This window comes from Denitratisoma oestradiolicum (genome assembly GCF_902813185.1).
GTDB classification, from domain to species: domain Bacteria; phylum Pseudomonadota; class Gammaproteobacteria; order Burkholderiales; family Rhodocyclaceae; genus Denitratisoma; species Denitratisoma oestradiolicum.
In genome coordinates this window covers 433,479-451,804 of sequence record NZ_LR778301.1, presented here as the reverse complement: position 1 = coordinate 451,804, position 18,326 = coordinate 433,479, and the positions used below count along the sequence as shown (strand labels likewise).

The 18,326-nt window shown below is 64.3% G+C and carries 21 protein-coding genes; 13 read left to right on the top strand and 8 right to left on the bottom strand.

Annotated features, from left to right (window positions below; all coding sequences use genetic code 11):
• Nucleotides 1–10: 10 nt before the first annotated feature.
• The 3 genes from rpsR to rpsF are packed head-to-tail and all read right to left on the bottom strand — an operon-like array spanning nt 11 to nt 1,005.
• The gene (gene rpsR / locus DENOEST_RS02265; protein WP_145770568.1) at nt 11–292 is read right to left on the bottom strand and encodes a 30S ribosomal protein S18; all 282 of its coding nucleotides are present in this window, start codon (nt 290–292) and stop codon (nt 11–13) included.
• Nucleotides 264–614, bottom strand: coding sequence for a primosomal replication protein N (gene priB, locus DENOEST_RS02260; protein ID WP_145770567.1), 351 nt, complete (start codon nt 612–614; stop codon nt 264–266). Before priB ends, rpsR begins: the two co-directional genes overlap by 29 nt.
• Nucleotide 615: 1 nt before the next feature.
• Complete coding sequence (rpsF, locus tag DENOEST_RS02255; RefSeq protein ID WP_145770566.1) at nt 616–1,005, bottom strand: 30S ribosomal protein S6; 390 nt, start codon at nt 1,003–1,005, stop codon at nt 616–618.
• Between the two features lie 169 nt (nt 1,006–1,174).
• On the opposite strand from rpsF, the gene rplU reads away from it, so the two are divergent.
• The 10 genes from rplU (at nt 1,175) to DENOEST_RS02205 (ending at nt 10,900) form a co-directional block, all read left to right on the top strand.
• Nucleotides 1,175–1,486 carry a 50S ribosomal protein L21 gene (rplU, locus tag DENOEST_RS02250; RefSeq protein WP_145770565.1) on the top strand — a complete coding sequence of 104 codons (312 nt, stop codon included), beginning with the start codon at nt 1,175–1,177 and terminating at the stop codon, nt 1,484–1,486.
• An 11-nt stretch (nt 1,487–1,497) separates the two neighbouring features.
• The gene (gene rpmA / locus DENOEST_RS02245; protein ID WP_145770564.1) at nt 1,498–1,761 is read left to right on the top strand and encodes a 50S ribosomal protein L27; all 264 of its coding nucleotides are present in this window, start codon (nt 1,498–1,500) and stop codon (nt 1,759–1,761) included.
• Nucleotides 1,762–1,829: 68 nt separating this feature from the next.
• Nucleotides 1,830–2,903, top strand: a complete 1,074-nt coding sequence (gene cgtA / locus DENOEST_RS02240; protein WP_145770563.1) for an Obg family GTPase CgtA — start codon at nt 1,830–1,832, stop codon at nt 2,901–2,903.
• Nucleotides 2,878–3,993 (top strand): glutamate 5-kinase, encoded by a 1,116-nt coding sequence (gene proB / locus DENOEST_RS02235; protein ID WP_145770562.1) that lies wholly within the window; start codon nt 2,878–2,880, stop codon nt 3,991–3,993. Before cgtA ends, proB begins: the two co-directional genes overlap by 26 nt.
• A 136-nt stretch (nt 3,994–4,129) precedes the next feature.
• On the top strand, nt 4,130–4,732 hold the full coding sequence (locus DENOEST_RS02230) for a M48 metallopeptidase family protein (RefSeq protein ID WP_145770561.1): 603 nt from the start codon (nt 4,130–4,132) through the stop codon (nt 4,730–4,732).
• Nucleotides 4,701–6,017 (top strand): DEAD/DEAH box helicase, encoded by a 1,317-nt coding sequence (locus DENOEST_RS02225; protein WP_145770560.1) that lies wholly within the window; start codon nt 4,701–4,703, stop codon nt 6,015–6,017. Before DENOEST_RS02230 ends, DENOEST_RS02225 begins: the two co-directional genes overlap by 32 nt.
• A 168-nt stretch (nt 6,018–6,185) precedes the next feature.
• Nucleotides 6,186–7,805, top strand: a complete 1,620-nt coding sequence (locus DENOEST_RS02220; protein ID WP_145770559.1) for an NAD(P)/FAD-dependent oxidoreductase — start codon at nt 6,186–6,188, stop codon at nt 7,803–7,805.
• A 205-nt stretch (nt 7,806–8,010) separates the two neighbouring features.
• Complete coding sequence (locus DENOEST_RS02215; RefSeq protein ID WP_170228180.1) at nt 8,011–9,087, top strand: adenylate/guanylate cyclase domain-containing protein; 1,077 nt, start codon at nt 8,011–8,013, stop codon at nt 9,085–9,087.
• A gap of 116 nt (nt 9,088–9,203) precedes the next feature.
• Nucleotides 9,204–9,593 (top strand): TssQ family T6SS-associated lipoprotein, encoded by a 390-nt coding sequence (locus DENOEST_RS02210; protein ID WP_145770557.1) that lies wholly within the window; start codon nt 9,204–9,206, stop codon nt 9,591–9,593.
• A 50-nt stretch (nt 9,594–9,643) separates the two neighbouring features.
• Nucleotides 9,644–10,900 carry a serine/threonine-protein kinase gene (locus tag DENOEST_RS02205; RefSeq protein WP_145770556.1) on the top strand — a complete coding sequence of 419 codons (1,257 nt, stop codon included), beginning with the start codon at nt 9,644–9,646 and terminating at the stop codon, nt 10,898–10,900.
• Between the two features lie 13 nt (nt 10,901–10,913).
• On the opposite strand, the gene amaB is transcribed toward DENOEST_RS02205, so the two are convergent.
• Nucleotides 10,914–12,413 carry an L-piperidine-6-carboxylate dehydrogenase gene (gene amaB / locus DENOEST_RS02200; protein ID WP_145770555.1) on the bottom strand — a complete coding sequence of 500 codons (1,500 nt, stop codon included), beginning with the start codon at nt 12,411–12,413 and terminating at the stop codon, nt 10,914–10,916.
• A gap of 154 nt (nt 12,414–12,567) precedes the next feature.
• Between amaB and DENOEST_RS02195 the strand changes: the two genes are divergently transcribed.
• Complete coding sequence (locus DENOEST_RS02195) at nt 12,568–13,368, top strand: peptidylprolyl isomerase (RefSeq protein ID WP_170228179.1); 801 nt, start codon at nt 12,568–12,570, stop codon at nt 13,366–13,368.
• Between the two features lie 35 nt (nt 13,369–13,403).
• On the opposite strand, the gene grxD is transcribed toward DENOEST_RS02195, so the two are convergent.
• Together grxD and DENOEST_RS02185 are read right to left on the bottom strand one after the other, a co-directional pair.
• Nucleotides 13,404–13,727 (bottom strand): Grx4 family monothiol glutaredoxin, encoded by a 324-nt coding sequence (grxD, locus tag DENOEST_RS02190; protein WP_145770553.1) that lies wholly within the window; start codon nt 13,725–13,727, stop codon nt 13,404–13,406.
• Nucleotides 13,728–14,002: 275 nt separating this feature from the next.
• Entirely contained in the window at nt 14,003–14,959 is a 957-nt protein-coding gene (locus tag DENOEST_RS02185; RefSeq protein ID WP_170228178.1) for an LLM class flavin-dependent oxidoreductase, read from the bottom strand.
• 119 nt (nt 14,960–15,078) lie between these two features.
• On the opposite strand from DENOEST_RS02185, the gene DENOEST_RS02180 reads away from it, so the two are divergent.
• Nucleotides 15,079–15,690: a TetR/AcrR family transcriptional regulator gene (locus DENOEST_RS02180; RefSeq protein ID WP_145770551.1), complete on the top strand. Its 612-nt coding sequence runs from the start codon at nt 15,079–15,081 to the stop codon at nt 15,688–15,690.
• 11 nt (nt 15,691–15,701) lie between these two features.
• Nucleotides 15,702–16,184: a nuclear transport factor 2 family protein gene (locus DENOEST_RS02175; RefSeq protein WP_145770550.1), complete on the top strand. Its 483-nt coding sequence runs from the start codon at nt 15,702–15,704 to the stop codon at nt 16,182–16,184.
• Between the two features lie 37 nt (nt 16,185–16,221).
• Here DENOEST_RS02175 and prmC read toward each other — a convergent pair whose 3' ends face one another.
• Together prmC and prfA are read right to left on the bottom strand one after the other, a co-directional pair.
• Nucleotides 16,222–17,040, bottom strand: a complete 819-nt coding sequence (gene prmC, locus DENOEST_RS02170; RefSeq protein ID WP_197970485.1) for a peptide chain release factor N(5)-glutamine methyltransferase — start codon at nt 17,038–17,040, stop codon at nt 16,222–16,224.
• A gap of 170 nt (nt 17,041–17,210) precedes the next feature.
• Nucleotides 17,211–18,293 (bottom strand): peptide chain release factor 1, encoded by a 1,083-nt coding sequence (gene prfA / locus DENOEST_RS02165; protein WP_145770548.1) that lies wholly within the window; start codon nt 18,291–18,293, stop codon nt 17,211–17,213.
• Nucleotides 18,294–18,326: the final 33 nt, after the last annotated feature.

Sequence of the window (18,326 nt, the reverse complement as noted above, 5' to 3'; positions counted from 1 at the left end):
TATCCCTCGTTCAGGCGTTGTGCAGATCGGTGTAGGGCATCAGGGCCAGGAAGCGGGCGCGCTTGATGGCCGTGGACAGCTGACGCTGGTAGCCGGTCTTGGTGCCGGTGATGCGGGCCGGCATGATCTTGCCGGTCTCGGTGATGAAATCCTTGAGGATTTCGATGTCCTTGTAATCGATATATTCGATCTTCTCCGCACTGAAGCGGCAGAATTTGCGGCGCTTGAACAGGCTGCGGCCCTTGTCGTCCTTGCGCTTGTTGTTAGCGCCACTCTTCGGTTTGAATGCCATCTGGATTTCCTTCCAAAAATTCGATTGTCTTCACATGCAGCACCGGTGTCCGGCTCTTCAGGCTCCTGGCGGCGATGAAGCCGCTGACATGAAGCCCGTCGCCCGTTTGCGCACCGGTCAGCAGATTTGCTGACGGTCCCACGGCCACACAGGACATCTCGCATTCCACGCGCCGCATCGTTCCCGCCTCCTCCTGCTCGGACTGGTGTGCCAAGCGGAATTCGACGACCGGAACGCCGGCCGGCGTGTAGCGCAATGCCCCCCGCTCAAGCACCTGTCCGGTCAGTTGGATCAGGTTGGCGGCAGCTGTGGGGAACGCCAATTCAGGCAGCCGGTGCCTCCGCCTCGGTCGCCTCCGCCTTCACTTCGGCCTGGGGCGTCAGGGAGCGGGACTTCTCTTCCTTCATCATGGGCGAGGGCGCGGTGACGGGCTTGTCCATCTTGATGGTCAGGTGGCGCAGCACGGCGTCGTTGAACTTGAAGGCGTGTTCCAGTTCAGTCAGGGTCTCGCCGTCGCACTCGATGTTCATGAGCACATAGTGAGCCTTATGCACCTTCTGGATCGGGTAGGCCATCTGGCGGCGGCCCCAGTCTTCGAGGCGATGGATCGCGCCGTTGCGGCCGGTGACCAGGGTCTTGTAACGCTCGATCATGGCCGGAACCTGCTCGGACTGGTCCGGATGGACGATGAAAACGATTTCGTAGTGTCGCATGCAATCTCCTTTTGGTTGAAGCCCTCCCGCATGCGGGCAGGTAGGGCAAGGTTGAAAGGCCGCGAATTGTAGGGGAAAACCCCTGCAAATTCAACATTACTTTGACCTTCCAAAAACTGCTGCGTATAATCCGCCCCCTTTCGTACCATCCATCAATGGAGTCCATATCATGTATGCGGTCATAAAAACCGGCGGCAAGCAGTATCGCGTCGCTGCCGGCGAAAAGATCAAAGTAGAACAGATACCGGCAGACGTGGGCGCTGAAATCACTCTCGACCAGGTTCTTATGGTCGGCGAGGGCGAGTCGGTGAAAGTCGGCACGCCCCTGGTTTCCGGCGCCAAGGTCACGGCCAAGGTGTTGAGCCACGGTCGTCACGCCAAGATCACGATTTTCAAGATGCGCCGGCGCAAGCACTACCAGAAGCACCAGGGCCATCGCCAAAATTACACTGAACTGGAAATCAGCGGCATTGCCGCCTAAGGAGTTCAAACATGGCACACAAAAAAGCAGGCGGCAGTTCCCGTAACGGCCGCGACTCGGAATCGAAACGCCTGGGCGTCAAGCGCTACGGTGGTCAGCTGGTTTCCGCCGGCAGCATCATCGTGCGTCAGCGTGGCACCCGCTTCCATGCCGGCGACAACGTGGGCATCGGCAAGGACCACACCCTGTTCGCCAAGGTGGACGGCACGGTGCAATTCACCGTCAAGGGTGCGGCGCAGCGCAAGCTGGTGAACATCGTTCCCGTGGCCGAGTAACACGGCCCCGGCCCCCCGCAAAAGCCCTATCCCTGGGATAGGGCTTTTGCGTTTCTGGAGTTCCCCGAATGAAATTTTTCGACGAAGCAAGAATCGAGGTTGTCGCCGGTGACGGCGGGAACGGTGCTGCTTCGTTCCGCCGCGAGAAATTCATTCCCATGGGCGGTCCGGATGGAGGCGACGGCGGGCGGGGCGGCAGCATCTACGCCATCGCCGACCGCAACCTCAATACCCTGATCGACTTCCGCTACACCCGCATGTTCCGCGCCCAGCGCGGCGAGAACGGTCGCGGCGCGGACTGTTATGGCAAGGGTGGCGACGACCTGGAGCTGCACATGCCCGTCGGCACGGTGATCTGTGACGCCGAGACCGGCGAGCTGATCGCCGACCTGGACCAGGACGGCAAGCGCACCCTGATCGCCCAAGGAGGGCGTGGCGGCCTGGGCAACCTGCATTTCAAGTCCAGCACCAACCGGGCGCCGCGCAAATGCACTCCCGGTACCGAAGGCGAGCATCGCCTGCTCAAGCTGGAACTCAAGGTGCTGGCCGACGTGGGCCTGCTGGGCCTGCCCAATGCGGGCAAGTCCACCTTCATCCGCGCTGTCTCCTCGGCCAAGCCCAAGGTAGCGGACTACCCCTTCACCACCCTCCATCCCAACCTGGGCGTGGTGCGTGTGGATACCAACCGCAGCTTCGTCATCGCCGACATTCCCGGCCTGATCGAGGGCGCGGCGGAGGGAGCCGGCCTGGGCCATCGCTTCCTCAAGCATCTGCAACGCACCGGCCTGCTGCTGCATCTGGTGGACATCTCCCCCTTCGACCCGGAGGCGGACCCGGTGCGGGACGCCCGTGCCATCGTCGAGGAACTGAAAAAATACGACGAGGCCCTCCACGCCAAACCCCGCTGGCTGGTCATCAACAAGATCGACCTGGTGCCCGAGGACGAGCGGGAGGACCGCATCGCGGCCCTGATCGAGGGCTACGGCGGCGTCGAGCGCCACTTCGTCATCTCCGGCCTCACCGGGGACGGCTGCAAGTCCCTGACCTACGCCATCATGGAGCATCTGGAACAGTGCCGCCGGGATGCGCCGGCTGCCGATACGGAAGACAGTCCCGATGAGACAGAGGATCTCGAAGACTAAGCGCCTGATCGTCAAGGTCGGCAGCGCCCTGGTCACCAACGACGGCGCTGGCCTGTCCCAGGACTTCATCGCCGAATGCGCCCGGCAGATCGCCGCCCTGCACGCCCAGGGGAGGCAGGTGGTGCTGGTCTCCTCCGGCGCCATCGCGGCCGGCATGCAGCGCCTGGGCTGGAGCACCCGCCCCCATGGCATCCATGAACTCCAGGCCGCCGCCGCCGTGGGCCAGATGGGCCTGTGCCAGACCTACGAAACCTGCTTCGCCGGCCACGGCCTCAAGGCCGCCCAGATCCTGCTCACCCACGAGGACCTGTCCGACCGCACCCGCTACCTGAATGCCCGCTCCACCCTGCTGACCCTGCTGGAGCTTGGCGTGGTGCCCATCATCAACGAGAACGACACCGTGGTCACCGACGAGATCAAGTTTGGCGACAACGACACGCTGGGCGCCCTGGTGGCCAACCTGGTGGAGGCCGAGGCCCTGGTGATACTCACCGACCAGCAGGGCCTCTACAGCGCCGATCCGCGCCGGGAGCCCGCCGCCACCCTGATCCACGAAGGAGAGGCCGACGACCGCCGTTTCGAGGCCATGGCCGGCGGCAGCGGCAGCGCCATCAGCAAGGGAGGCATGATCACCAAGATTCGCGCCGCCCAGCGGGCCGCCCGCAGCGGCGCCCACACCCTGATCGCCAGCGGTCGGGAGGCCGATGTGCTGCCCCGTCTGATGGCCGGGGAAACCCTGGGCACCCTGCTCTACGCGACAGCTACACCTCTGGCCGCCCGCAAGCAGTGGCTGGCCGACCACCTGCAACTGGCCGGCAGTCTGGCCCTGGATGCCGGCGCCGAAACGGCCCTGCGCTCCGGCCGCAGCCTGCTGCCCATCGGCGTCACCGCCGTGGAAGGGGAATTCGAACGGGGCGCCGCCGTGGCCTGTCGTGACAGCATGGGACGGGAAATCGCCCGGGGCCTGATCAACTACTCCAGCTCCGAAGCCCGCCGCATCGCCCGCCACGGCAGCCAGGACATCGAAGCCCTGCTGGGCTATGTGGACGAGGAAGAACTGATCCACCGGGACAATCTGGTCCTGCTCTGAGAGCAGCAGATTGGATACAGCCAGGGCGCACCGGAAGCAGGCTGCCCGGCTCGCTTAAGGCGCCGACACTTGCACCAGGCCCGGTTGCAGACAATTCCGCTTTTCGGATTTCGATCCTCACGGACCACCCCACCCCATGAAGCCCAGGCCGTCTCCCAACTACCTCGCCGGCTACCCGACGCACCTGATTGATCAGGTACAGCAGCTTATCGCCACGGACAAACTGGGGCCGGGCTTGCTGCGCAAGTATCCCCGGTGCCATGAGGTGCGTACCGACCGGGCGCTCTACGACTATGTGCAGGAACTCAAGGGCCGTCATCTGCGCAATGCCGAGGCCCTGAGCAAGGTGGCCTTTGACGGCAAGCTGCATGTGCTGCACAAGGCCCTCGGGCTGCACACCACGGTGGCGCGGGTGCAGGGCGTCAGGCTCAAGGCCAAGCGGGAAATCCGCATCGCCAATGTGTTCCGGGAGATGCCGGAAGAATTCCTGCGCATGATCGTGGTGCACGAGTTGGCCCACCTCAAGGAGCGGGAGCACGGCAAGGCCTTCTATCAGCTCTGCCAGCACATGGAGCCGGACTACCACCAGTTGGAATTCGACCTGCGGGCCTACCTGAGCCTTCTGGAGGCCACTGGCAAACCCCTCTGGCCGGCCCGTCAAGACGGTAAACTTCGCGCCTTCAGCGCTCTACCCATTCCTGTTCCCCATGCCGGCAGCCACTCCGACCCCGACCTTTAGCGCTCTGGGCCTGATCGACCCCTTGCTCACCGCCCTCGACGCCCTGGGCTATAAGACGCCCACGCCGGTACAGGCCCAGGCGATCCCCGCCATTCTGCAAGGACGTGACCTGATGGCGGCAGCCCAGACCGGCACCGGCAAGACGGCGGGCTTCGCCCTGCCCCTGCTGCAACGCCTGGCCCTGGACGAAACCCCGGTGGCCGCCAACTCGGTGCGCGCCCTGGTGCTGGCCCCCACCCGGGAACTGGCCGAGCAGGTGCACGCCAGCTTCCGCGCCTACGGCGCCCATCTGCCCCTGCGCACTTACGCCATCTACGGCGGGGTCAGCATCAATCCTCAGATGATGAAACTGCGCCGGGGCATCGACATCGTGGTGGCCACCCCCGGCCGCCTGCTGGACCTGCACCGGCAGAACGCCATCCGCTTCAACCAGGTCCAGACCCTGGTGCTGGACGAGGCCGACCGCATGCTGGACCTGGGCTTCTCCCGTGAACTGGATGCCGTCTTCGCCGCCCTGCCCAAACGGCGCCAGACCCTGCTGTTCTCGGCCACCTTCTCCGACGCCATCCGCAAGATGGCGGGCCTGATCCTGCACCAGCCCGTCACCATCGACGCCAGCCCCCGCAACACCGCGGCCAGGAGCGTCCGACAGTGGGTGGTCCCGGTGGACAAGAAGCGCAAGCCGGAACTGTTCACCCATCTGCTCCGGCAACATCGCTGGGGCCAGGTGCTGGTGTTCGTGAAAACCCGCAAGGGCGTGGATCAACTGGTGGGCGCCCTGCTGGCCCAGGGTATCCGCGCCGACGCGATCCATGGCGACAAGCCCCAGGCCGCCCGCCAGCGGGCCCTGGACCGCTTCAAGGCGGGAGAGATACAGATCCTGGTGGCCACCGACGTGGCGGCCCGGGGCCTGGACATCGACGACCTGCCCCAAGTGGTGAACTTCGATCTGCCCATCGTGGCCGAGGACTACATCCACCGCATCGGCCGCACCGGCCGGGCCGGCGCCAGTGGTGAAGCGATTTCCCTGGTCTGCGCCGACGAGGTGGAGCTGTTGCGGGCCATCGAGTCCCTGACCCGGCAATCCCTGGAGCGGATCGAAGAGGAAGGTTTCGAGCCGGACCACCGGGTGCCCCTCACCGGCAATGCCGCCGAGCTGATCCGGAAGCCGAAAAAACCCAAGATCCCCAAGCCGCCGGGAAGCATGGGACGGCCAGGCGGTCCGGGAAAGCCACGGAGGCCGGGCGCCCAGACAGTAAAATCCCGGGCTCCCCGACGGGGCTAGGGAAACAAGCCCCCAACCGTTCGCGCTGAGCCCTTCGTCTTCGCTCAGGACAGGCTTGTCGAAGCGCAAGCCACGCCAACACTGGGCTTCGACAGGCTCAGCCCGAACGGACTTAATCAGTGTATTAGCGCCGTCCCCGTACCACTTCCCCTGTGCTCCTTTCCCTCCATGCTGAGACTGACTGAAATCAAGCTGCCCCTGGATCATGCCGAAGCCGAGCTTCGTGCGGCCGCCTGCGCCCGCCTGGGCGTGGCGGAAAGCGAGCTGCTGGCTTGCCGCGTGTTCCGCCGCAGCGTGGATGCTCGCAAAAAATCTGCCATCGCCCTGATCTATGCCCTGGATGTCGAGGTGGCCAACGAAGCAGCCCTGCTCCAGCGCCACCGGGGCGACCGCACCGTGATGCCCACGCCGGACACGAGTTACCGCTTCGTCGCCCAGGCCCCAAGCAGTCTTGCGACCCGGCCGGTAGTCATCGGCACCGGACCCTGCGGCCTCTTTGCCGGCCTCTTGCTGGCCCAGATGGGCTTTCGCCCCATCATCCTGGAGCGGGGCAAGGCGGTACGGGAGCGCACCCAGGACACCTGGGGCCTGTGGCGCAAGAGCACCCTCAATCCGGAATCCAACGTCCAGTTCGGCGAAGGCGGCGCCGGCACCTTTTCCGACGGCAAGCTCTACAGCCAGATCAAGGACCCTCTACACCATGGCCGCAAGGTGCTGGAGGAGTTCGTCAAGGCCGGGGCACCGGAGGAGATCCTGTACATCAACAAGCCCCACATCGGCACCTTCCGCCTGGTGGGCATGGTGGAGAAGATGCGTGCCACCATCACCGCCCTGGGCGGCGAGGTGCGCTTCGGCAGCAGGGTGGAGGAAATCGAGATCGAGCGGGACGCCCAGGGCCAGGGCCAGGTGCGGGGCGTGATCCTCGCGGGCGGTGAGCGCATCGCCACCGACCATGTGGTGCTGGCCGTGGGCCACAGTGCCCGCGACACCTTTCAGATGCTCCACGACCGGGGCGTGTATATCGAGGCCAAGCCCTTTTCCATCGGCGTGCGCATCGAGCATCCCCAGTCCCTGATCGACCGGGCCCGCTGGGGCAAGTTTGCCGGCCATCCCCTGCTCGGCGCCGCCGACTACAAGCTGGTGCACCACTGCGCCAATGGCCGCTCCGCCTACAGCTTCTGCATGTGCCCCGGCGGCACCGTGGTCGCCGCCACCTCGGAACCGGGGCGGGTGGTGACCAACGGCATGAGCCAGTATTCCCGCAACGAGCGCAATGCCAACAGCGGCATCGTCGTCGGCATCACCCCCGAAGAGGACTATCCGGGCCCCCCCCTGGCCGGCATCGAGTTTCAGCGCCATTGGGAATCCCGGGCATTCGAAGCCGGTGGTGGCAGCTACGCCGCTCCGGCTCAGCGGGTTGGCGACTTCCTTGCCGGCCGCCCCTCCGTCGCCCCGGGGGAAGTAGAGCCTTCTTACCAGCCCGGGGTGCACTGGACTGACCTCGCCCTCTGCCTGCCCCCCTTCGTCGTCACCGCCCTGCGCGAAGCCCTCCCGGCCTTCGACCGGCAGATCCACGGCTTTGCCATGGCGGACGCGGTGATGACCGGGGTCGAGACCCGCACCTCCTCGCCGATCCGCATCAAGCGCGGCGAGGATTTCCAGAGTCTGAACACCCGGGGCCTCTATCCCGCTGGCGAAGGCGCGGGTTACGCGGGCGGCATTCTCTCGGCGGGCGTTGACGGCATCAAGGTGGCGGAGGCCGTGGCGCTGGACATGGTCAGAAAATAAACGATGAACCATGGCGGACCCGCGCCAGCTCTGTGTCCTCTGTGATATCTGTAGCTGGATTTGCGGTTTTTAGCATAAGTTATCCCCCCAAAAAACGCTGACCTGGCAAGCGCGTGCAAGCCTGGAGCCAGCGGCTATACTCTCTGGGCAGCGCAGCAGACCTCGAACAGAACAAGACCCACACCGCGCCACGATGTCAGCAGATATGGACGACACTTCCAACCGTACCTTCGTTTGCAGCGTGCTATTCCTCGATATCGTGGAATATTCGAAGAAGTCGGTGAGCGAACAGATGAAGCTCAAGCAGCGCTTCAACGCGCTGCTTATCCGGGCACTGCAACAGGTCGCCGCCAGCGACCGGATCGTGCTCGATACCGGCGACGGTGCCGCTGTATGCTTTCTCGGCAGCCCTGAAGTGGCGATGTTCGTTGCGATGGATCTGCGCGACAGTATCTCCGGCGAAAGTCCCAACGAAACACCACCGCTGTTGGTGCGGATGGGCACCAATCTCGGGCCGATCCGTCTGATCAAGGACATCAATGGCCAGATCAACATCATCGGCGACGGCGTCAATGTTGCGCAGCGGGTGATGAGCTTCGCCGACGAGAACACGATTCTGGTCTCCCGCTCTTTCTACGAGGTAGTGTCTCGGCTGTCCGACGACTACGCGCAGATACTCAGCTACGAGGGCAGCCGTACCGATAAGCATGTGCGTGAACACGAAGTGTATGCGGTGGGCCCGAGCATCCCCCATAAATACGCCGATCAGGCATCGTCCTCTCGCGCACCGACAGTACAGCAGCGCACCAACGACTCCGTCATAACAGGTAATGCCGACATTCCCGCCGCAGCGGCCAGTACCGGCGTACCGGGTATCCGTCGCCCCTTGCTGGCCGGAGTGTCACTGCTGGCACTGGCCATCATCGGCGGCGGGGTGATGCTGCGCCTGGGCCGCAGCGACAGCGCTCCGGCCAGCCCACCCGCACCGGCTGCGGAGGCACCGCAGCTACAGCCCACCCCACCGTCTGAGGTACAACCCGAGGCGAAGCTTCCGCCGGTGAAGCCCGCTGCGCCGGCAAAAGCCACACTGGCGCTGGTCATCATCCCTTGGGGCGAGGTCTATGTGGATGGGAAGAAGCGCGGTGTCAGCCCGCCGCTGAAATCGATTGCGCTAGCGCCCGGCAGCCACACGATAGAAATCAGGAATTCCGGTTTCCCCGTCCATAGGGAAAAGATCGAGGCCAAGCCCGGCGCGCAACTCAAGATCAGGCACAAGTTTTAACGTTATGAAAAAGCATCAACGGAGCCGGGTGTGACCTGCGAGCGCAGCAAGCCTTTAGGCAGTACATTGCGGCGACCGGGGGGCACATGGTTTGAGACTTTATCCGGGGGAACAAGATGAAGACACTGCGGAACATCCTGTTGTTGGCGTGGCTCGGCATGCTGGCGGCCTGCGCTGCCGGGCCGGGAAAAATGTTCGAGAGCAAGGCCAATCAGTCTCTTTCGGCAGGTATCGAGAACTACAACGAGGGCCGCTATCCGGAAGCGGTGAAGGGCCTGCAAAGCGCGCTGGATCAGGGGCTGGGAGTAAGTGACCAGGTCAAGGCGCACAAGTACCTGGCCTTCGCCCATTGCGTCAGCGGCAAGGAGCGGCTCTGTCGCGACGAGTTCAAGAAGGCCTTGGAGATCAACCCGAACCTGGAGTTGGAGCCGGCAGAAGCCGGCCATCCGATTTGGGGGCCGGCGTTCCGTGCGGCCAAGGCAAAAAAGCCGGATGCGAAAAAATGAGCGCAGTGCCGACCATGAGAATGCCGCAGCAGGACTGACGGACGCCAAGCATGGGGACGCAACAACTCGGCCGCTATGAAATCCTCGCCGAGCTTGGCCGCGGCGCGATGGGCGTGGTCTACAAGGCGGCCGATCCGGTACTGAACCGCATCGTCGCGATCAAGACCATCAATCTGGCCCTGGACCCTGACGAGCGCGACGACTACGAGGCACGCTTCCAGCAGGAAGCCAAGGCCGCCGGCTCACTCAGTCATCCGGCCATCGTCACGATCTACGACCTCGGCCAGAGCGGCACCCTCGCCTATATGGCAATGGAATTCCTTGACGGTCGTGAACTGCGCGAGCTGATCAGCATGGCACAGCGCCTGCCGGTCAGGCAGGCCATTGCCATCGCTGCCCAGGTGGCGGCCGCACTGGCCTATGCCCACCAGCACGGCATCGTGCACCGGGACATCAAACCGGCCAACATCATGGTGCTGAAGGATGGCGCGGTTAAGATCACCGACTTCGGCATCGCCCGCATGCGCGTCTCGGAAGTTAAAACCCAGACCGGGATGCGTCTCGGCTCGCCCAAGTACATGTCGCCGGAACAGGTGCTGGGACAGCGCGTAGACCATCGCACGGATATTTTTTCGCTGGGCGTGGTGCTCTACGAAATGCTAACCGGCAAATCCCCGTTCGGCGGCAACAGCCTGGAGACCTTGATGTACCAGACTGTGCACGGCGCCCCCCCGCCACCCAGCCGGATCAATCCGGACGTGCCGCAGATGCTCGACCTGATTCTCGCCAAGATGCTGGAAAAGCGCCCCGAGGAACGCTACCAGGACGCGGCAGAATTGGCCGAAGACCTTCGGCAGTGTGAACAACAGTACAGCCTGACGCTGACACCCGATGCCGCCGCACCGAGCGGGCTGCATGAACTGCCGCCGGGCCTGCTGGCGGCCGGGGAGCAGACCGTGGTGCTGGTCCCGGAAGCCCGATCGCGCCATAACGACCCGCCGGTCGATGCGACCGAAGGCGGCACCCTGGGTCTTTCAGCGGTTATCGATTCCTTCTCGGCGACCCAGCGGCTGGCCAAGGAGGTCGGCATGGGCCGCGAATTCGACGAGTACTCGGCCACCGTCCGGGTAGCGCATACCGCGCCGGCACCTGCTGCGTCAGCCGCAACGACCACACCTCCGGTTGGCGTCCCGCCGCTGGCAGCGGCGACCGTCATCGAGGCAGGCTTGAGCCCCCAGGAAAAATGGCTGGCCGCCACGATCCTGCTCGTCGCCCTGGCCGTCGCCGGCCTGATCGCGTTTTTCTAGCCAGCCTGCCGCATCAGACGAACTTCACTCCCTGGGCCAGGGGCAGGTCCCGGGAATAGTTGATGGTATTGGTGGCGCGACGCATGTAGGCCTTCCAGGCATCCGACCCGGCTTCCCGCCCACCTCCGGTCTCCTTTTCGCCGCCGAAGGCGCCGCCGATCTCGGCGCCGGAGGGACCGACATTGACGTTGGCAATGCCGCAGTCGCTGCCGGCGGCGGAAAGAAATACCTCCATTTCCCGCAGGTCGTTGGTAAAGATGGCCGAGGCCAGACCCTGGGGAACGGCGTTGTGGAGCGCGATGGCGGCGGCGAAATCACGGTAGGTCATGATGTAGAGGATCGGTGCAAAAGTTTCCCGCGTCACCAGGTCAGTCTGGGCCGGCATGTCCACCAGGGCGGGACGGACGTAGTAGCCGCCTGTGCCGCCGGCCACCGTCACTCGCTCACCCCCGAAGATGTGCCCGCCGTCGGCCTTGGCCTCGGCCAGGGCGCCCTGCTGGGCGGCAAAGGCAGCGGCGTCGATGAGGGGGCCGACCAGGATGCCCTCGTCCCGGGGATCGCCGACCCTGAGGGAGGCGTAGGCCTGACGCAGGCGGGGCAGCAGGTCCGGGGCGATCGCCTCATGGACGAACAGCCGACGCAGGCTGGTGCAGCGCTGTCCAGCCGTGCCGGCGGCGGCGAAAACTATGGCCCGCTGCGCCAGGTCCAGGTCGACGCTGGGGGCAACGATCATGGCGTTGTTGCCCCCCAGCTCGAGCAGACTGCGGCCGAAACGGGCCGCCACCTGGGGCGCCACGGCGCGGCCCATAGCACAGGAGCCGGTGGCGGAGACCAGGGCCACTGCGGGATGGTCCGCCAGGACCGCGCCGACATCGGCCCCGCCCAGCAGCAGGGTACTCAGGCCCGGTGGAACGTCACCCAGCTCGGCAGCCACCTCCGCCAGCAGCGCCTGGCAGGCCAGGGCCGTGAGGGGAGTTTTTTCCGAGGGTTTCCACACCACCCCATTGCCGCAGACCAGGGCCAGGGCGGCGTTCCAGGCCCACACCGCCACCGGGAAATTGAAAGCGGTGATGACCCCGCACACCCCCAGGGGATGCCAGGTTTCCATCAAGCGGTGGCCGGGTCGCTCGGAAGCGATGGTCAGGCCATAGAGCTGGCGGGAGAGGCCAGTGGCGAAGTCGCAGATGTCGATCATCTCCTGCACTTCCCCCAGGGCCTCGCTGCGTATCTTGCCGCTTTCCAGGATGACCAGCTCGGCCAGCACCGCCTTGTGCCGGCGCAGGGTTGCGCCCAGGCGACGCACCAGTTCGCCCCGCCGCGGGGCGGGCACCAGGCGCCAGGCCAGGAAAGCACTCTGGGCGACGGCAACAGCGGCATCCACCTCAGCCGGCGTGTGGGGGACGAGGGAGGTGAGCTGCCCGCCATCGATGGGTGAGCGGACGATCAGCTTGCCGGCCGGCGGCAAGGGAACGCCCAGGTCAGCGAGGAGGCGGACAACGGCAGTGGCTTCCATGGCAACTCCTGCGCCGCAAAAAGGCGGCGGCTGCTTTTATCCTAGCCCGTCCGGCACCGTCAGTCGCCCGTCGCCTGAATGAGAGCAGACCTTGAAGAAAGCGGCCACAATTTTCATGTATAAACCCCTCTCCCACAGACCATGCAGCCGCCCCATGAATCAAGTCATCACCTTTCACAACCGCAAGCCCGCCCCCATTAGCGTCAATGGGGAAACCATCAGTCTGGAGGAAATCGACGCCCTGGCATCCCAGTTCGCCGATGCCGACAAACCCCGGGAGGCTGCGGCCCGGGCCCTGGTGGTGAGGGCCCTGCTGCGCCAGCGGGCCGCGGCCCTGCAAATCGAGGCGGCTGATGAAGAGAGTGCCCTGGAGCAAGTGCTGGTCCGGGAAGTCCCTGCCCAGTCCGTTTCCGACGAGGAGGTGCATCGCTACTTCGAGGGTCACCGGGAGAAATTTCGCAGCGGTGACCTGTTCGAGGCCCGCCACATCCTGTTCGAGGCGGGCCCCCAGGAGGATCGGATCGCCCTGGCAAAGAGGGCCGATGCCCTGCTCTTGGCCCTCAAGAACAATCCGGATCGTTTCGAACAGTTTGCCCGGGAGGCCTCCACCTGCACCAGCGCCAGCCTGGGAGGGTCATTGGGACAACTGACCGAAGGCTCGGTGGTGCCCGAATTCTGGTCGGCCCTGGTGGCCTTCGGCAAACCGGGACTGCTGCCCCAGCCGGTGGAAACCCGCTTCGGCTGCCACATCATCCGGATCGACCGCTGCGCCCTGGGCGAAGCCCTGCCTCTGGAAGCAGTACAGGAAAGAATACGTGCCTATCTCAATGCCCGGCTGGAACAACTGGGCCAGCAGCAATACGTATCCCGGTTGATCGAGGGAGCCCAGATCAGCGGCATCGACCTGGGAAATACCGGCCCCCAGGGCGCGGGACCGGGACTGCCCACCGAGTGAATGGAGAAGGCGCTTCGACGCCTTCTCTTCACAGTTCAGGAAGCCTGAACGATGGGCTCCAGCAGTTTCTGTATCTCACCGGAAGCGTACATCTCGCTGACGATGTCGCAGCCGCCAACGAACTCGCCGTTGATGTAAAGCTGGGGAATGGTGGGCCAGTTGGCGTAGTCCTTGATGCCCTGGCGGATGGCCTCGTCGGCCAGCACATTCACCGTCACCAGATTGGTCACGCCACAGGCCTTGAGAATCTGCACCACCCGGGCGGAAAAACCGCACTGGGGAAACTGGGCCGTGCCCTTCATGAACAGCACGACGGGGTTTTGGGTCACGGTTTCGCGGATTTGCTGCTGGACATCCATGGGAATTCCTTGGGTAATAGTTGAGCTGCTTACTCAGGAAATTGTACCGGCCCGAGGGAAGCCAGGTCAAGGACGGATTCCGCCTGAAACCCGAATGATGCCGGCCAGGTCACGATGCTGTCCGATGGCGGCGAATCCGCTCTGGGCCAGAGGAACGTATTCACTTTAATGGCTGAAACCGAGCTCAAGTATGAAACGCATGACCTCTCCCTCCTGATGGGCTTTTGGTAGGCTGACGCAAAGGCTGAGGCCATTCCCGGTCCTTGATAATGGGCTTACAACTGAGGCAGCACGTGCTCGGCAAAGAGTTGCAGACTGCGCCAGGCCAGCGCCGGATCGGCACCCCCGACCAGGGGCGCGATATGCAGTGAGCCCGTGCTGCGGATCACTTCCACTGCCTGTGCCGGCGTCAGGATGCGGTACTTGCCTTCGGCCCGCAAACTCGCCATGTCCGAGGCAAAGGACTCGGCATAGGCCCGCCGATTGGGATGATGCCACGCGCCATAGGCCACCGCATCGAACAGCATGGCCGGGCCATAGTCGCGCCAGCCTTGCTCCACGTCTTCGGCAATGAAGGTGGTGGCGGGCGCATTGGGCAACACGACGAAGCCGCGCTTCCCTCCAAGACGCTCGCACTCGGCTTGATACGCCGTCACCAGTTCCGGGTCATCAATGGCGGGCAGGAAAACCAGGCCGAAATGCGCCGCACGGCGGGCAGCGGCCTTGCTGTTGCCGCCCACATACAGCAACTGCTGCACCCGTGATACCGGGCGGGGCAGGACCTGCGCCGAACGCCCGCGATACTCAAAAGGCTGGCCACGCCAGGCCTTGAGCAGAACCTCGATGCCCTCATCGAGCAATTCACCGCGACGCTCCCAGTCCCGGCCCAGAGCCGCATATTCCTCGGGCCGATAACCAATGCCCGCCGTCACGGCGGCCCGGCCCTTGGCGATCATGTCCAGCACGGCGATGTCCTCGGCGATACGCAAGGGCTCATGCAGGGGCAACAGCAACGCACCCACATTGATGGCAATGCGCTCGGTGCGGCTGGCGATGGCCATGGCCAGCATCAAGGGCGAAGAAAGATAGCCATCGGCGGTCACATGATGTTCGGACAGCCCGATGGTGTCGAAGCCATTGCCCTCGGCCCAGACCGCCATCTCCAGCGCCGCCTGATACCGCACCTGATCACTCACCGAACAGTCCGGCGGACGCCGCATATCAAAACGCATGACCAGATTTTTCACACCGCCCCCTATCGAACAAATCAAATTGCAATTATTTTGAACAAAATATTGTTTTTGCTTAATGAGCATATTACACTTTCTGCTCAATATATATTTCAGCCACCATGCGTCCCCAGAGAAAACTTTCCCGTCAGGATGAAAGCGCCCGCAAGCGGGAACTCATGCTCGATGTCGCCTCCGCCTGCTTTGGCGAATTGGGCTACAAGGCCACCACGACCCGCGAAATCGCCCGCCGGGCCGGTGTCTCCGACGGCCTTTTGTTTGCTCATTTCGCTTCCAAGGAAGCCTTGTTCGAGGCAGCGGTAGAACAGGTGCTGGCGCACTGGTGGGATATGACCCAAAACATCCTGGATGAGACGCCCGGCGTGATCGACGCCCTGGAAAAGCTGTTTCGGGCCGGGTTCGAATTTGCGGCCCGCTCTCCGCTCTATCTGGCGTTGAGGCGCCATGAGGGCGCCCCGACACCCCGTCTCAAAACCGCCATCACGGAGGCCAACCGGCGCTGGTTACAGCAACTGGCCGATCTGCTGCGGCAAGGGCAAACCAAAGGCGAAATACGACAGGATCTGGACATTGCCTCGGCAGCCGATCTCCTGAATGAATTGCAGATCACCTATACCACCCGGCGCATGGGGCAGGGCATGCCGCTGCCGAAAGCCATGATCGACACCCTGATGCAGTTCATACAGGTCGGACTCAAATCGGCCACCCCCTAGGAGAAGACAACATGGGACGCTTTACCGAAGCCGAATTACGCGCAGCCTTCGACATTTACAACGACGCCCGGCGTCGTTCGCAGGAGACTGGCGACTGGAACATCTGGGCCAATATCTTCACCGAGGATGCCCATTACATCGAGCACGCCTACGGCGAAATGCATGGACGGGAAGAAATCCGCAAATGGATCTGCGATGTGATGAAGCCCTACCCCCACATGCGCTTCCCCCAGAGCTGGAAAGTCTTCGACACGGAGACCGATGCCATCGTCTTCTGCTGCCTGAACACCTTCCCCATGGACGACCCCAAGGACAACCGCTTCCAATTTCCCAACTGGTGCCGCGTGGTCTACGCCGGCAACGGTCTTTTTTCCTCGGAGGAAGATATTTATAACCCTTTCCGCGACGCCTCGAAAATGGCGGTGGATTGGCTCAAGGCGGGCGGCAAGATGCTGGCAGAGCCCATCCCAATGAAGCACGTGCCGAGAAAGTAATCGCCCCGCATCACCGGTCCGGGGCAGCGACAGCCAATCAGCGGACCAGGCGGCCGCCAGTGACGCGGGGAATGCCGGCCAGGTCGGGATGGGAGGCGACGTCCCGGAAACCGGATGCCGAAAGCATGGCAACCACCGCTGCCGCCTGATCGTAGCCATGCTCCAGCAGCAGGCAGCCCCCGGACTCCAGATGGGCCGGCGCCGCCGCCACGATACAGCGGATGTCGTCCAGTCCGTCGGCGCCGCTGGCCAGGGCTGAAAGAGGCTCGAAACGCAGATCCCCCTCGCCCAGGTGTCGGTCCCCGGCCGCCACATAGGGCGGGTTGGAAACGATCAGATCGAAGCGTTCCCCGCCCACAGGCGCGAACCATTCCCCCTCCAGGCATCGCACCGACGCCTGGAAGGCGGCAGCATTCTGACTGGCCACGGCCAAAGCCGCAGCCGCAGCATCCACCGCTGTCAGCCGGGCATCGGGCCGCTCCAGGGCCAGGGTGATGGCGATGCAGCCGCTGCCGGTACCCAGGTCCAGCACCCGGGGCGATGGCTGACCGGCCAGGGCCGCCAGGGCCAGTTCCACCAGCAGTTCGGTATCGGGCCGGGGAATCAGCACCGCCGGGGAAACCTTAAAGTCCCGGCCGTAGAATTCCCGGCTCCCCAGCAGATAGGCCACCGGCTCCCCCGCCGCTCGCCGCGCCACCAGGGCAGCGAAATCGCGGGCATCCGTCTCGCCCAGCGCGTCATCCCGATGGGCCTCGATCCAGGCACTGTTGCGCCCCAGCACATGGCCCAGCAGCAGCCGGGCCTCGGCGGCAGAAATCAGTTGCCGCGCCAGGGCCAGGGCCTCGGCGATGTTCATGACGTCCATCCGCCGCAGTCTCGCCGCTGGGCCGCCCCCAAGGCGAGACGGCACGTTCGCGAAGCGAACATCCATCGGCTGCCTGTCCGGAGTCCCCCGTAACAACCGCGCGCAGCAAGCCAGCAGGCTCCCCCGCCCTGGGGCGGGGGCTGGGGGGTGGGGTGCCTCATCTATTGTTCGCCGGCCAGGGCCGCCAGCAGTTCCGCCTGATGCTCGGCGGTGAGGGCATTCACCAGTTCGTCCAGATCCCCGTCCATGATGGCGTCGATCTTGTAGAGGGTCAGGTTGATGCGATGGTCGGTGATGCGGCCCTGGGGAAAGTTGTAGGTGCGGATGCGCTCGGAGCGGTCGCCGCTGCCCACCAGGCTCTTGCGGGTGGAGGCGATCTGCTGCTGCTGGGCCCGCGCCTGGGCGTCATTGATGCGAGCCGCCAGCACGCTCATGGCCTGGGCCTTGTTGCGGTGCTGGGAACGGTCGTCCTGGCATTCGACGACGATGCCGGTGGGCAGATGGGTAATCCGCACCGCCGAATCAGTCTTGTTGATGTGCTGCCCCCCGGCGCCGGAGGCGCGGAAGGTGTCGATGCGGATGTCGGCCGGGTTGATCTCCACCGCCGCCAGTTCGTCGGCCTCGGGCATCACCGCCACGGTGCAGGCGGAGGTGTGGATGCGGCCCTGGGACTCGGTCTCCGGCACCCGCTGCACCCGATGGCCGCCGGACTCGAACTTGAGTTTCGAGTAGGCCCCCTGGCCCTCGATGCGGCAGATGATTTCCCGGAAGCCCCCCAGGTCGGATTCGTTGCGGGACACCACTTCCACCTTCCAGCGCTGCCGCTCGGCATAGCGGGAATACATGCGGAACAGGTCCCCGGCGAACAGGGCCGACTCGTCGCCGCCGGTGCCGGCGCGGATCTCCAGGAACAGGTTCTTGTCGTCGTTGGGGTCCCGGGGCAGCAGGGCCTTTTGCAGTTCCTCTTCGAGCCGCGCCATCTCGACCCTGGCGGACTCGATCTCGGCCTGGGCCAGTTCCTTCATCTCCGGATCGGCAAGCATTTCCCCAGCGCCGGCCAGATCGGCCTCGGCCTTGTGCCAGGCGGCATAAAGAGCCACCACCGGCTCGATCTCGGCATGCTCCCGAGTCAGGCGGCGGTAGGCATCCATGTCCCGGGTGGCCTCCTGGCTGGCCAGCAGGGCGTCGATCTCTTCCTTACGGAGGCTCAGGTTTTCGAGTTTTTCGAGAATGCTGGATTTCATTGATGGCAACCGCCCCACCCGAAGATGGCGCGG